Here is a 13,040-nt window from a genome sequence, read left to right on the forward strand (position 1 = left end):
TACCGGACGCCGACGAAGGACAGGTGAGCACCCATGACAGCTGAAGGCTCCCACCGCACCGGCGGTGCGGCGCAAGAACCGGTCGGCGACCTGGTCCAGCGCGCCTCCCAGCAGTTGTCCCAGCTGGTCCGCGACGAAATGCGCCTGGCGCAGGCGGAGATGACCCAGAAGGGCAAGCGGTTCGGCAAGGGCGGCGGCCTGTTCGGCGGCGCCGGCCTGATGGGTGTCCTCACCCTGCAGGCACTGGTGGCGACCGCGATCGCCGCGCTGTCGCTCGTCCTGGACGTGTGGGCGGCGGCGCTGATCGTCACCGCCGCCCTGGCCGTCGTCACCGCGGTGATGGCGCTGCTGGGCAAGCAGCAGATCAGCAAGGCATCCCCACCGGCGCCGGAACAGACCATGGACAGCGTCAAGGCCGACGTGGCCGAGATCAGGGAGAAGGCACAGCGATGACCCCGGACAACCCGCACAGCGGCGATGAGGCAGCATCCTCCCCGGAGGAACTGCGTGAACAGGTGGAGTCGACCCGCCAGGAGCTCGGCGAGACCGTCGAGGCGCTGGCGGCCAGGACCGACGTGAAGACACGAGCCCACGAGGCGACGACCGCCGTCAAACAGCAGGTCGCGCAGAGGACGACACAAGTCAGGACCCAGCTGCGGGACAAGGCGACGCACGCGGCCCACGTGGTGCAGGACAAGACGCCGGAGCCGGTGCGGACGAAAGCCGCCGCCGCTTCCGAGCAGGTCCGACAGACAGCAGTACATGCCGGTCAGCTCGCCCGGGAGAAGGCTCCTGAGCCGGTACGCGAGAAGGCCGGCCAGGGCATGCAGGCAGCACGGGCCAACCGCGTCCCGCTGCTCGTCACGGCCGGCGCACTCGTCGCGGTGCTGTCCATCCGCCGCCTCAGGAGGCACCGATGAAGGCCTCCAAACTCGCCTACAAGCCGGTGGGCATGGCCATGGGCGCCGTCAGCGGCGTGGTGGCCGGTTCGGTGTTCAAACAGGTCTGGAAGAAACTCGGACACGAGGAGGACGCCCCCGACGCCACCGACGAGCAGCGCACCTGGCGCGAGGTACTGACCGCAGCCGTCCTGCAGGGCGCGATCTTCGCCGGGGTGAAAGCCGCCGTCGACCGCAGCGGCGCCACCGCCACCCGCCGGCTGACCGGCACCTGGCCCGGCTGACCTCTCCCCGGCTCCTTGTACGACGGTCACAGGCCGCGCCATGACCGCCCCCCTTCCGCCGATGACTTTTCGGTGGTCGTGTCGTCTACCCCTCGACGAGACGAAGGGAGCGCACCATGCGCAAGATCATTGTTTGTACGTTCCTGACACTGGACGGTGTCATGCAGGCGCCTGGCGGTCCGGACGAGGACGCCGAGAGCGGCTTCGAGCACGGCGGCTGGCAGAGGCCGGTGACCGACGACGAGGTCGGCGCGGCCATCGCCGACTGGTACGAGCCCTCCGACGCGATGCTGCTCGGCCGCAAGACGTACGACATCTTCGCGTCGTACTGGCCGACCGCCGATCCCGACAACCCGTTCACCGCTCGGATGAACAGCATGCACAAGTACGTGGCGTCCCGGACCCTGACGTCCCTCGAGTGGCAGAACTCCACACTGCTGGAGGGCGACGTCGTCGACGCCGTTCGCACACTGAAAACCACCGACGGAGGCGACATCAACGTCGTCGGCAGCGGCGACCTCGCCCAGACCCTCATGCAGCACAGCCTCGTCGACGAATACCGGCTGACCATCCATCCGGTGATCATCGGCACCGGCAAGCGGCTGTTCGCCGACGGAGCGATCCCCACGGCGCTGGAGCCGGTCAGCGTCTCGACGACCAAGAGCGGCACCATCGTCGGTGTCTACCGGCCGAACGGCGCGCCCCGTTACGACAGCTACTAGCCAGACGCCCTCTGTCAGGCGTTCTTGATCCTGCGCACCGCCTTCACCGCGGCGCCGATCCTGTTCGGGCTGGACAAGTTCGCCAACCTGCTCGTGGACGACCCGCCTGCCTCGCGCGCTGGATCAACGACCTCGTTCCCGGCAGCGTGCAGGCGGCCATGTACGGAGTGGGCGTGATCGCCGGCGTCGCCGTCGGCCTGGCCCGCCCGTCACCGCTCGCCGACCGGGCGTAGCTGCCGGATCACACAGGTCCGATGACGACCCGCAGGTCCCCTTGCTGCCGGCACCGCAGGCGTGCCGGCGGTCGTCGGCGACGGTCGCACGGGCGGCCCGACTGCCCGGCTGCCCGTGGGGCGTTCCTGCCGGCGGAGCCCGCTGATGGAACTACGACCCTGCGGACGCTATCCGAACAGGCGTCGCTGGATCTCCCGCCGGTAGTCCTCGAGTGTCCGGTCGAGATGTGCCGCCGTGGCCTCGGCCGCCTCGTCGGGTCGGCCGTCGCGAATGGCCCGGTAGATGGCCTCGTGTTCCTCGACCGCCGCCCCGGTGTTCTCGCCGAGCGTGTCATGGATACCGATGGCGCTGGACTGCCGCTGCAGACGTCGCGCGTCCCGCACGGCGCTCACGAGGAAGGTGTTGTGCGACGCCGCGGACACGGCCGCGTGGAAGTCTTCGTCCGCCTGGTTGAACACGTCGACCTGGCCGTGCACGAACCCGTGCCGGCACTGCTCCATGGCCACCTCGATGGTGCGCAGTTCCGAAGGAGTGGCGCGGGTGGCCGCCAGACTGCTGGCTGACATCTCCTGGACCCTGCGGAACTCGAACAGCATCAGCACGTGGTCGATGTCGACGGGACGGAAGAAGCCGCCCCAACGGCTGGTGACGAGCATGCCTTCGTCGTCCGCGACGAAGAGACCCCTCCCCTTGTGGGCCCGTATCCGGCCCAGTGCCGAGAGGATCTTCACGGCTTCCCGCACCACCGCCCTGCTGGTGCTCAGCATCTGGGCCAGGTCGATCTCCGTGGGGAGCCGGTCACCTGGCGCCAGCCGCTCCTCGGCGATGTACTCGAGGATCCGCTCCGCCACGATCTCGTACCCGGGACGGTAGCCGCGCCGCTCGTCCGTGCCGTTCACTGCCGCAGGCGCAGCGGGAAGGACCTGAGCAGGCAAGGCCGCTTCGATCGCTGGCGTGTCGTCCATTTGTGCTGCCTCCCGGGTGACTACGGCGACGGCGACTGATCGCTGAGGCGCCGACATCATCGTAACGCAGTGAACTATAAGTCGTACTCATTCTGACCAAGATCTACGATGCGAGTTCGGGATGTACAAGCTCGCAAATGCCATTAACTGGCTGTAATGCCCACCCCTACCCTGACATCAGCCCCAAGTCGCCAAATTGGCGCCGTACACACTCTTGACGCCTCCCTCGATAAGGCGGCTAATTCCTTCCACGTCGATAGCAGTACAGCCGCCTTCAGTGTCGAGGCCCGCCCGGGGCGACCCGGCGTCGACCCATCCTCGCGCCGCCCCCGATCCGGACGAGGAGCCACGTGGCGTCGGCACCGAGGGCTTCGTCGTACGGGACGACCTGCGCCGGCGTTGGGACTGCAGCCGCGACGGTGTGCTCCGCTCCATCGAGGACACCTTCGCCACGCCGCTGATCGACAAGCACGACCACCACGAGGCAGCCACCTGGAGGAACCGGAGGGGTCGCGTTCCGGTAGGGGCGGCCATGGTCAGGCTGACTACGTCTGGGGATGCGACGTGCGTACGACGCCTGCTCTGCCCTGGGTTGGACGAGGCGGCGGCTCTGACCGGCTTCCACGCCTGGCGGCAGGCCATGGCCGGAGGTGGCGGGTGCTGGCACGGCCCCGCCGACCGCCGGCAGCTGACCTGCCGGAGGTGGCGGGGCCGTCGCCTCAGACGCGGAATGTCACTGAATCGTCCAGAGCTGGTTGGTCTGGTTCAGCGGTGTCCACTGGTCGAGCGCTGCACCGTTGGTGGTCGAGCCGCCTGAGACCTCCAAGGCCTGCTTGGTCTCGAAGTTGCGGATGACGTAGCCGCTGCCGGCCGACTCGAAGTACCAGAGCTGGTTGTTGCCGGCGTTGTAGGTGTACTGGACGGCCGCCGCACCCTTGCCGTGGGAGCCGTTGCGGACATCCAGGACCTTGCCGCTGTTGCGATTGACGATCTTGTAGAGGTTTCCGCTGACCCGCACGATGTTCCACTGCTGGTTGGTGCCCGAGTTGGCCTGCCACTGGATCACGGCGGTGTCGTCCGTGGTCGCAGCCTGATAGACGTCGGCAAGCAGACCGCTGTTGACGTTCTTGATCGTGTAGTTCGCCGACGGGTTGAAGGACGGGGCGGTGCCCGAGTTCTCCAGCGCGGTGCCGGCCTGCTGCACGCTGAAGTCGTCGATGTAGAAGTAGCTGCCGTCGGTCTTCGCGACTCGCACGTACCGGAACTTCTGCCGAGCGTCGATCTTGGACGTCAGCGTCGAGGTGTACGGGAGGGTGGCGCTGTCCTGGCGTCCCAGCACCGTGTAGTCGGCGAAGCCGGCGTCGTTGGAGCCGCGTATCTCGAAGTTGCTGCGGGTTTCCGGCTGGTCGATGTCCTGGCGGGTGGTGAAGGAGAACTGGCCGAGTCGGTAAGTGCTGCCGAGGTCGACCTGCCACCAGGCCGAGGTGTCGCTCCCCGTGGGGGACCAGCCGGTCGTCGGGTCGTTGTCATTGGCCTTGGGCGGCGCCCAGCCGGAGTTGAAGACGGAGGACGCGGTGGCCGACTTGCCGTAGGCGAGATTGACCTTCGCCGGCAGTCCGCGGTAGGCCGACTGCAGACCCGAGGCCTGTATGACCGCGGTTCCGGTGGTCGTGTTGTTGGAGAGGGTGACGTTGGGGCCGTTGGCGTTGCGGTTGATGAAGTTGTCCGTGTGCGACAGGACGTTGTTCGCCACCGTCATGTTGCTCGAGCCCTCGTCGAGATAGATGCCGGCGACGGCCGAGGAACACGCGGTGGGCGTGCGGACCACATCGTGGATGTAGTTGTTGTTGATCACTGTGCCGGGGTCGTTGGAGAGGTGGTAGATGGCTGCCGCGTCGCACAGTTGGTTCATCACGTTGCCGATGCGGTTGTAGCTGACGGAGTTGTCGCCCTCCGCGTTGGCGGCCGACTGCCAGCCCCAGCCCAGGGAGATCGCGGCCCACGGGGAGTCGGAGATGTCGTTGTGGTCGATGGTGGTGCCGTGCACGAAGCCCGCGTTGATGCCGGCGGTGCCGTAGTAGTCCTGACCGGTGCGGTTGATCAGGTTGTTGGTGACGGTGACACCGCTGACGACCTCGCGTGCGTCCTCGCCCGCGGGTGAGGTGGGCGGGTTGTATACGGTGTGGTACTCGACGTCGGGGTCCGAGAACTTGCCCACCATGATCCCGTTGCCCGCGATGTCCTGGACGACGTTGCCGGTGACGGCGGAGTTGTGGACGCCGTGGTGCAGGTCCAGGGCGGTCGAGCCCATCTGGGTGAAAGTGTCGCCGGTGAAGGACAGGTTGTCGGCGTTCGCGGCGTGGACACCGGCCGGCGGGCGGTTGACGTACTGCTTGTTGGTGGGGTCCGCGGAGATGTTGTAGTTGCCGCCCTGGCCGTTGAGCAGGCCGTTGTCACTGGCCTCGGTCCAGTTGGTCTGGGTGAAGGTGATGCCGGAGAACTGCAGGTTGTGGACAGGGGAGCCGAGGCTGTCGCCATTGATGTTGAAGAGGGTCTGCAGTGTCGGGACCTGCACGGTGGCCGACGTCATGGTCTCCCCGGGCCGGGGGAGGTAGTAAAGCGTCTGCGCGTCCCTGTCGAGGTAGAACTCGCCCGGCTCGGTGAGGAATTCATGGGCGTTCTCGAAGTGCAGGGGAGAGCCGTTGGACAGCAGCGGATACGGCCGCTGGAAGAGGATGCCGGCCTCGTGGTCCTGGAGCGAGATGTTCGCCATGCCACCGCTGTTGGTGTACGACTTCAGCCGCAGGTAGTTCTCGGCCCACTGCAGCTGCAGCACCATCTCGACCCGGTCGAAGTGGTTCCAGTTCGCCACCTGGGAACTGAGAACCTTCAGAACCTTGGCCGTCTTGTCACTCGCCTGGAGCTGGAAGTTGGAACCGACGTCCGGGTAGCGGGCGCGGGTGGCGCGCACACCGTTGACGTACAGCTGCCGGAAGTCGAGGCTGCCGACCGATGCCTTGTACTGGCCGTTGCCGGCCGACGTCCAGCCGGTGATGGTCTTGGCGCTGGACACGACCGGGGTCTCGGAGCCGTATGCCTGGTAGATGACGTTGTGACCGTTGGTGCCCGAGTCGGCGGTGGTGAAGTCGACCGGGCTGGTGAGGGGGTACGTGCCGCCGCGCAGGTTCACGACGATGTCCCCGGACATGGCCGAGTTCACCGCGCGGACCGCGTCGCGAGCCTTTGCGATCGTCTTGAAGGCCGCTGCCGTACTGGTTCCCGAATTGCTGTCACTGCCGTTGGCGGGGTCCACGTAGAAGCTGGTGTCGGCGGCGTGCGCCGTCTGTGCGGGCAGGACGACGGCTGTTGCCACCAGCAACGTCTGCAGCAGTCCCACGATGAGTCGTGCGGGTCTCACCTGTTGTTCTCCTTACCTTGTTGCGCACCGCGATGCCGGAAGCCCCGTGCGCCGCCTGCGTTCTGGGAGGGGCTGTCGGTGCCCGGGTCGCCGCGATGCCAGATCTCGGGGATGTCCGTCCACTGGCCGCTGGTGCCCCGGTCCGGCCATGGTTCCTGGCGGGGACCAGTGAGCTTCCACCACTCCTCGCGCCGTTCGGGACGGAGCCTGATGGTCTGGGCGATCCCCTTCACTCGCCGCCACGCCCGCCGCGGAGTCCGGTGCCGGACCCCACCGGGGCATCCGCCGAGAACGGCGAGCGGTAGCCAGCGCGGTCGGGGACGAGGTTGACCAGTCGCGAAGCCGATCTTGGTCGTGCAACAGCCCCCCACGATCGGTGAACGGGCTTCCATGTGGCCATGAGTACTCCACTGCGTTGTGGGCGCCCTGAGTAGAGAGGCGGGGTCGACGATGGAAGAAATTAGGCGCTCTATTACGGGCATGGTCAAGACGATGTGCAGGGACAATTTTCGAGAGCCCGGCAACTTTAGGGCCATTTTGTAGGCATTTGCGAAGTACTGCCGTGCCCTATGAGAGGCAGGAGCTCAGAATCACTGGACGCACTGCCAATATGAGTACGACTCATTGAGGGAATCGAGGACTGCAGTATGTCGAGCGGCTGAGAAAGGCGTCAGGTGTGCTCCATCCGCAGCAGCACACGGAGTTGCGTCGGGCTCGTCCCTGGTCTCAGGCTTGGCGAAGCGGAACTCGTTGTCGTGCGCGGAGCGTCGTGTCCGCGGAGCGTCGTGTCCGGCGTCGAAGACGACCAGGATGTCCACGTCCCCCAGCTCCCGCTTGCCACCGTCGACGACGTCGGTGACCACACGGCGACCTGAGCGGCGGTGACCTCAGCGACATCGTCGCCGGAGCCCAGGCGAACTGCGTCCAGCAGCCGGCACCAGGGGTGCGGCCCGTCTCCAGAGCGGCGACGAACGGTACGGCCGGCCCGGCATGAACTGTTCGCTGGAGCGTCCGCTGCGGCTGTGGCAGGACAAGCGGTCCGCGCCACGGAAGGCCGGTGGTCGAGCACGGCGGCCTGATCATCCGCGCAATTGATCATGTCCAGCAGGGCTCCGACGACCGGCCGACGCGGTGGCTAGCACCAGCGTGAAGGCGGCCCCGGACAGCCGGTCTGCCACACGACCGTGACCACCGCGTACACCCCGGGTGAGGCGGAGGCGGCGACCCGTACCTCGGCAAGCGTCAGGACAAGGGCCCCGCACCACCACCCGGACGAGCAAGTCGGCTGTTTGATCGGTTTCTTGAACCTATGTGCGGCAGCATGTGGTGGTCAGGCAGGAGCAACGACGGAAGAAGCGCGCCTATGTCGTCCGGGTACGGCTTTCGCCCCTGGGCTCTCGGCGTGCGGTTCGTGTTGGAGCTGGTGGCCCTGGCGTGCTTCGGCTTCTGGGCGTGGGTCACCGCGCCCGCGTCCCTGCAGTGTGTCTCCGTGATCGCCGTACCCGTGGTCGTGGCTGTGCTGTGGGGGGCGTTCGCCACTCCGGATGATGCGTCCCGGTCCGGGAAGACCGTGATCGCGACCCCTGGCCCGCTGCGGTTCCTGCTGGAGTTGGCCGTGTTCTTCGGTGGTGCGGCGGCCTTGTACGCGGCGGGAGCCCACACTTCCGCCACACTGCTCGGCGCCGCGCTGGTCGTGTACCACCTTCTGTCCTGGGACCGGGTCCTGTGGCTGCTCAGGCACTGAGTACGGTTCTTCTCGCGAAGGCCCTTCCCCGGGGCGAGGCTTGACCTTCCGTCTCGGATCACGTCGGCGACTGAGCCATCCCCTCCGGCTGGACTCACCCACCAACCCACAGCCATCCGACCTATACTCCAACTCCCTTCCACGCGCCCCCCATTGACACCCTTCCGCACCTCCTCAATCAATCAAGACATCCGATGATTGAGGAGCCGTCATGAGTACGTATCCAAGACGTCAGGTCCTCGGCGTCACGGCGGGTGTCACTGCCTCGGCCGCACTTTCCCTCGTCCCCATGACCGACGCCCAGGCTGCTCATGCTGCTCAGGAAGTCGAACAGCACAGGGGGACATGGGCGCCCGTGCCCGCTCCTGTGTCCGTCCCGCTCGACAGCCTCTACGACAACGACGGCATCGACACCGCCTCCGCACGAGGCGGCGACTTCGACGGCTCCGGCTACACGTTCCCCGGCGAGGAGCTCCCGGCCGGCCGGGTGGAGGTGGACGGCGTTCCGTTCGTCTTCCCGTCCTCGGCCGTGGGCGCGAAGAACAACCTCGTTGCGCTCGGTCAGCGCATCGACCTGCCCAAGGGCCGCTACCTGGCGGCCTACTTCCTCACCTCGGGGAGTTACGGCAACGCCTCGGGCAAGGCGACCGTGCACTACGCGGACGGCTCGACCACGACGGCCGGCCTCACCGGAGCCGACTGGTACGCGGCGGGCGGCTCGCTGTCGGCGCCGTACCGCTACGGTCCGGACGGCGCGAAGGACGAACACGGCGTCGGCATCGGCACCTCGGAGGTGTGGGTCGATCCGCAGCGTGAGGCGATCGCCATCACGTTGCCGGTCACCGCCGCACCAGCGCCGAACCAGACCTCGCTGCACGTGTTCGCGCTCTCCCTCCAGCCGGTCGCCCAGGGCCGCGCGCTGGTCCTGCGCGACGTGCACTCCACGAACTCGCTCCTGACGTCCACCGGCGCCCAGAGCGTCGAGGCCATCGTCGTCAACGCGGGTACCGCCGCCGTGTTGGCCGGCGACGACGTGTCGGTACGGGTCACGGTGCCGGGCGCCCGGACCGTGGAGCCCGCCGCCGTCCGCCGACTCGACCCCGGCGAGCAGGCTCGCGTCCGCATCGGCATCCGCAACCGCACGGGGACGGCACCCGGCACGTCCCAGGACGGCGTGGTGACGGTCACCGGCCGGGGCGCCACGGCCGCCACGCGGCGCAGCCGGCTGTCCCTCGGCGTCGCCGACTACCAGCCGACCGAGACCTCCCTCTCCGGTCACCAGGCGCCGTACTGGTTCCACAGCGCCAAGTTCGGCATTTTCATCCACTGGGGCGTGTACTCGGTGCCCGCCTGGTCGCCGGTCGGCAAGCAGTACGCCGAGTGGTACTGGAACCACATGCAGGATCCGGCCAATGCCGTCTACGACTATCACCGGCGGACGTACGGCGAGAACTTCGCGTACGACGACTTCATCCCCCTGTTCAGGGCGGAGAAGTTCGACCCGCGCGCCTGGGTCGAACTGTTCCGGGACGCCGGCGCCCAGTACCACGTGCTGACCTCCAAGCACCACGAGGGCTTCGCCCTGTGGGACACCAAGGCCTCCGACCGCAACGCCGTGAAGATGGGCCCGAAGCGCGACCTGGTCAAGGAGCTGTTCGAGGCGTCCCGGCGCTATACGCCCGAACTCCACCGCGGCCTCTACTTCTCGATGCCCGAGTGGTTCAACCCGGACCAGCCCTGGATGGGCCACGCCCCGCGCAACCCGTACACCCTCGACCCCGTGCCCTACACGGGATACAGCGCGGGCAAGGACTTCGTGAAGGACTATCAGGCCCCGCAGATGCTGGAGCTGATCCACGGGTACGACCCGGAGCTCATCTGGTGCGACATCGGCGGCGCCAACGACAGCGTGCACGTGCTCGCGGAGTACTTCAACCACGCCAAGAACCGGCCCCGTCCCATCGACGTCACGGTCAACAACCGCTCGGGCATCTCCTTCCACGACTTCACGACGCCCGAGTACACGACGTACGACAACACCGTGATCGCCAAATGGGAGTCCAGCCGCGGCCTGGACCCCTTCAGCTACGGCTACAACCAGGCCACGCCCGACGGTTCCTACATGACGACGGAAGAGGTGGTGCACAGCCTGGTGGACATCGTCTCCAAGAACGGCAACTTCCTGCTGGACATCGGCCCGCGCGCCGACGGCACCATCCCGGAGATCATGCAGACGCGGCTGCGGGAGACGGGTCAGTGGCTGCGGACGAACGGCGAAGCCGTCTACGACACGACGTACTGGTCGAAGACGGCGGAACTGGGTGAGGACCTCCGCTTCACCGTCCGCCCGAACCGGGCCTTCTACATCCACTCCCTGGCCCAGCCGGGCTCAAGGCTCACCATCGAGGCGCCGGTGCCGATCCGCAGCGGGGACACGGTGACGATGCTGGGCCACGGCCGGCCACTGAGCTGGACCGTTCGCAACGGAGCGCTGGTGATCGACGTCCCCGCGGCAGCGCGCAAGGCAGGTCAGCACGTGTGGGTCTTCAAGGTGAAGTGGAGCTCCTGACCCGACCGCACCGAACCGACAGCCGTTCCTGCGCGTCATGTGGTGTTCGATCCGGGCTCCGTGGGGATTCCCGTCCTGTGCAGCCCCTCGCCCAGCGAACGGAGCCGACACGGAGTACCCGGATCTGTCCGCACTGCCCGCGGAGTTGCGGGAGGACGTGACCGCGCGTGGTTCGCTCAACGTCCTCCGGATGATGATGCACTCCCCCGCGCCGGCACCGGGCGTGCTGGCGCACCGTGACGGTGCCCGGTACTTCTATCCCCCGGGCAGGACAGGAGCGGACCCGGCCGCGTCCGTGGAGCGGGCATTGACGCATTCCTTGTCGCCGCCGCCCGCGGGGCTGAAGCAGACTTGCACGGGGGTTCCGGGGCTGACCACGCTCATGAGGGTGTGGACGTAGGTCTCGGCCTCGTTGCGGGTGGTGACCTGGGCAGTGTGAAGGGAAGCGTGCCGGCCTCCCACCCGAATCTCGACGCGGTCCTTCATGACGGCGCCCCACATCCGGGCCCAACTCGTCCCGCATTCCTGGCTGTAGCGGATCTGGATCCAGGCACCGGTGGCGGTCTCGTGTTCGGCGAGGGTCAGCGGTTGGGCACCGCATCGCATCACGATCGGGTCCTTGTTCTGACAGGTCGTGTGTCGGCAGAGCGTCCCCGTGACCGCGGAGGGCGTGGGGGTGGGTGCCGCCTCCTCGCGGTGCGTCGAGGGAAGGTGAGTGAGCACGAGCGCCCCGAGGACGACGGCACAGGTCGACAGAAGGGCGGCGACGATGTTCGTCGCGCGCCGGTGGCCGGTCGGGAGAGTGCGCGGGTGGTGGGCGCCGCCCGGGACCGTCTCGCTCGGGCCGGTGGCAGGCGGACGGGTGGGGGAAGCGACGGTGTCGTTGTGAGCCGTCTCGCCGGTGGCGGCGTCGGGTGGGACAGGGGCGGAGCCTGCGGCCGGTGTGTCCGCCCCGGTGGCCGTGCGCTGTCGAACCGGTGTCCCCCCTACCGGCCCGCCGCCTTCCGTCCGGTCCGTGCGGGCGATGTCCAGGAGTGCCAGCGCATGGTCGGCGGGTTCGTCGGCGAGACGGCACAGCTCGTTGACCGCGCTGCGCGGCGGCAGGCTCTTGCCGTTGAGGTAGCGCTCCCAGGACGACTTGCTGTAGGTGGTCGCGTTCGCGAGCTGCGCGAGGCTCAGTCCGGTGCGCTGCCGCAACTGCTGGAGTACGGCGGCCAGTCGTGCGCCCGGCGGTGACGGTGCGCCGGGTGTCATCCCCGCAGCGCCTTCCACGAGCGCGGCCCCAGGATGCCGTCGGCGTCAAGACCCTCGCGATCCTGGAACGTCTTGACCGCTCGCAGCGTCAGCGGGCCGAACATACCGTCGATCCCGCCGGGTGAGATGCCTGCCCGGCGCAGCAGGCACTGCGCCTCCGCGACGTCGGCGCCGCTGGCACCGTAGCCGATCTCGGTGTTGCGGCCCTTGTTGACGCCCGCCGACCAGCGCCCGTCGACCCGTGCGATGCGGCAGGTGTAGGAGGGCGGCGGGGAGGCCGCGGTGGTGCGGGGCGAAACGGTGACGGCTGCCTGGCCGGCGTCGTCGTCGAGGCGCAGCATGAGCAGCAGCACCGCCGAGAGGGCTACGGCCAAGGCGGCGACGCCTGCGGTGAGAGCGATGTGGGGGAAGCGGCCGGGGGCCGGTTCGGAGGCCCGGGGTGGCGTGGGTGCGGTCGGCGCGGCCGTTGTCTCGGAGTGCGGAGCCGTCGAACCGGCCGGTTGCTCCTGAACCCCCTCACGCTGTACGGCGGGTCTTGCGCGGCGGCCGTCCCGGCAGTCGGCGGCGATCTCGTGCAGCGCGAACAGGGGGACGGGGTCGGTGCCGGTGATCTGGGCCAGCGCATTCACGGCCTCCCACGGTGGCAGCGACGTTCCGCCCAGGTAGCGCTCCCACGATTTGGCGCTGTAGCCGGTCTTGGCCGCGAGCTGTCGCATCGTCAGTTCGCTGTGGTCCTTCAGTAGGCGTAAGCGGATCACCAACTGCCGTGCGCTGGGGTCCAGTTCCGCGGGCAGCGTCTTGGAGCGCGGCATGTTTCCCCCAAAGCGGTCATCAGCATGGTCGTGTGCGTGCACAGCGGTCCCCTCCGCTTCTGCGCATTCTGCATGAGCACGCCACATCTGTCACAGGTGTCCCGCACCACCGTCCCACCGGTTGCTGTCTGCGCAGGTC

10 protein-coding genes and 1 pseudogene are annotated in these 13,040 nt (G+C 67.9%); 7 read left to right on the plus strand and 4 right to left on the minus strand.

What is annotated here, in order from left to right:
* Nucleotides 1-33 precede the first annotated feature (33 nt).
* The 4 genes from D1369_RS01750 (at nucleotide 34) to D1369_RS01765 (ending at nucleotide 1,905) form a co-directional block, all read left to right on the plus strand.
* Nucleotides 34-453 carry a phage holin family protein gene (locus D1369_RS01750; RefSeq protein ID WP_007386864.1) on the plus strand — a complete coding sequence of 140 codons (420 nt, stop codon included), beginning with the start codon at nucleotides 34-36 and terminating at the stop codon, nucleotides 451-453.
* Nucleotides 450-920 (plus strand): DUF3618 domain-containing protein, encoded by a 471-nt coding sequence (locus tag D1369_RS01755; protein WP_007386863.1) that lies wholly within the window; start codon nucleotides 450-452, stop codon nucleotides 918-920. The genes D1369_RS01750 and D1369_RS01755 overlap by 4 nt, the downstream gene beginning before the upstream one ends.
* Nucleotides 917-1,183: a DUF4235 domain-containing protein gene (locus D1369_RS01760; RefSeq protein ID WP_007386862.1), complete on the plus strand. Its 267-nt coding sequence runs from the start codon at nucleotides 917-919 to the stop codon at nucleotides 1,181-1,183. Before D1369_RS01755 ends, D1369_RS01760 begins: the two co-directional genes overlap by 4 nt.
* A 116-nt stretch (nucleotides 1,184-1,299) precedes the next feature.
* Nucleotides 1,300-1,905, plus strand: a complete 606-nt coding sequence (locus D1369_RS01765) for a dihydrofolate reductase family protein (protein WP_007386861.1) — start codon at nucleotides 1,300-1,302, stop codon at nucleotides 1,903-1,905.
* Between the two features lie 401 nt (nucleotides 1,906-2,306).
* Here the strand turns inward: D1369_RS01765 and D1369_RS01770 are convergent, their stop codons facing one another.
* Complete coding sequence (locus tag D1369_RS01770) at nucleotides 2,307-3,104, minus strand: FCD domain-containing protein (protein ID WP_037902485.1); 798 nt, start codon at nucleotides 3,102-3,104, stop codon at nucleotides 2,307-2,309.
* 334 nt (nucleotides 3,105-3,438) lie between these two features.
* Between D1369_RS01770 and D1369_RS43670 the strand changes: the two are divergent.
* A pseudogene (locus D1369_RS43670) lies at nucleotides 3,439-3,549 on the plus strand (aldo/keto reductase); the annotation flags it as partial.
* A gap of 288 nt (nucleotides 3,550-3,837) precedes the next feature.
* On the opposite strand, the gene D1369_RS01780 reads toward D1369_RS43670, so the two are convergent.
* Entirely contained in the window at nucleotides 3,838-6,522 is a 2,685-nt protein-coding gene (locus D1369_RS01780; protein WP_007386859.1) for an RICIN domain-containing protein, read from the minus strand.
* Between the two features lie 1,363 nt (nucleotides 6,523-7,885).
* Between D1369_RS01780 and D1369_RS01790 the strand changes: the two genes are divergently transcribed.
* Nucleotides 7,886-8,266, plus strand: a complete 381-nt coding sequence (locus D1369_RS01790) for a DUF2568 domain-containing protein (protein ID WP_037902480.1) — start codon at nucleotides 7,886-7,888, stop codon at nucleotides 8,264-8,266.
* A gap of 211 nt (nucleotides 8,267-8,477) precedes the next feature.
* A complete protein-coding gene (locus D1369_RS01795; RefSeq protein WP_118082207.1) occupies nucleotides 8,478-10,835 on the plus strand; it encodes an alpha-L-fucosidase in 2,358 nt (785 codons plus the stop codon).
* Nucleotides 10,836-11,090: 255 nt separating this feature from the next.
* On the opposite strand, the gene D1369_RS01805 is transcribed toward D1369_RS01795, so the two are convergent.
* Nucleotides 11,091-12,089 carry an XRE family transcriptional regulator gene (locus D1369_RS01805; RefSeq protein WP_037902475.1) on the minus strand — a complete coding sequence of 333 codons (999 nt, stop codon included), beginning with the start codon at nucleotides 12,087-12,089 and terminating at the stop codon, nucleotides 11,091-11,093.
* A complete protein-coding gene (locus tag D1369_RS01810; RefSeq protein WP_037902472.1) occupies nucleotides 12,086-12,901 on the minus strand; it encodes a peptidoglycan-binding protein in 816 nt (271 codons plus the stop codon). The genes D1369_RS01805 and D1369_RS01810 overlap by 4 nt, the downstream gene beginning before the upstream one ends.
* Between the last annotated feature and the right edge of the window lie 139 nt (nucleotides 12,902-13,040).

The sequence above is a fragment of the Streptomyces sp. CC0208 genome (genome assembly GCF_003443735.1).
Lineage (GTDB): Bacteria > Actinomycetota > Actinomycetes > Streptomycetales > Streptomycetaceae > Streptomyces > Streptomyces sviceus.

What these genes read in the sequence shown, in the direction of transcription:
- D1369_RS01750 (WP_007386864.1), top strand. Translation starts at nt 34, where the DNA reads ATGACAGCTGAAGGCTCCCACCGCACCGGCGGTGCGGCGCAAGAACCG.
- D1369_RS01755 (WP_007386863.1), top strand. Translation starts at nt 450, where the DNA reads ATGACCCCGGACAACCCGCACAGCGGCGATGAGGCAGCATCCTCCCCG.
- D1369_RS01760 (WP_007386862.1), top strand. Translation starts at nt 917, where the DNA reads ATGAAGGCCTCCAAACTCGCCTACAAGCCGGTGGGCATGGCCATGGGC.
- D1369_RS01765 (WP_007386861.1), top strand. Translation starts at nt 1,300, where the DNA reads ATGCGCAAGATCATTGTTTGTACGTTCCTGACACTGGACGGTGTCATG.
- D1369_RS01770 (WP_037902485.1), bottom strand. Translation starts at nt 3,104, where the DNA reads ATGGACGACACGCCAGCGATCGAAGCGGCCTTGCCTGCTCAGGTCCTT.
- D1369_RS01790 (WP_037902480.1), top strand. Translation starts at nt 7,886, where the DNA reads ATGTCGTCCGGGTACGGCTTTCGCCCCTGGGCTCTCGGCGTGCGGTTC.
- D1369_RS01795 (WP_118082207.1), top strand. Translation starts at nt 8,478, where the DNA reads ATGAGTACGTATCCAAGACGTCAGGTCCTCGGCGTCACGGCGGGTGTC.
- D1369_RS01805 (WP_037902475.1), bottom strand. Translation starts at nt 12,089, where the DNA reads ATGACACCCGGCGCACCGTCACCGCCGGGCGCACGACTGGCCGCCGTA.
- D1369_RS01810 (WP_037902472.1), bottom strand. Translation starts at nt 12,901, where the DNA reads ATGCCGCGCTCCAAGACGCTGCCCGCGGAACTGGACCCCAGCGCACGG.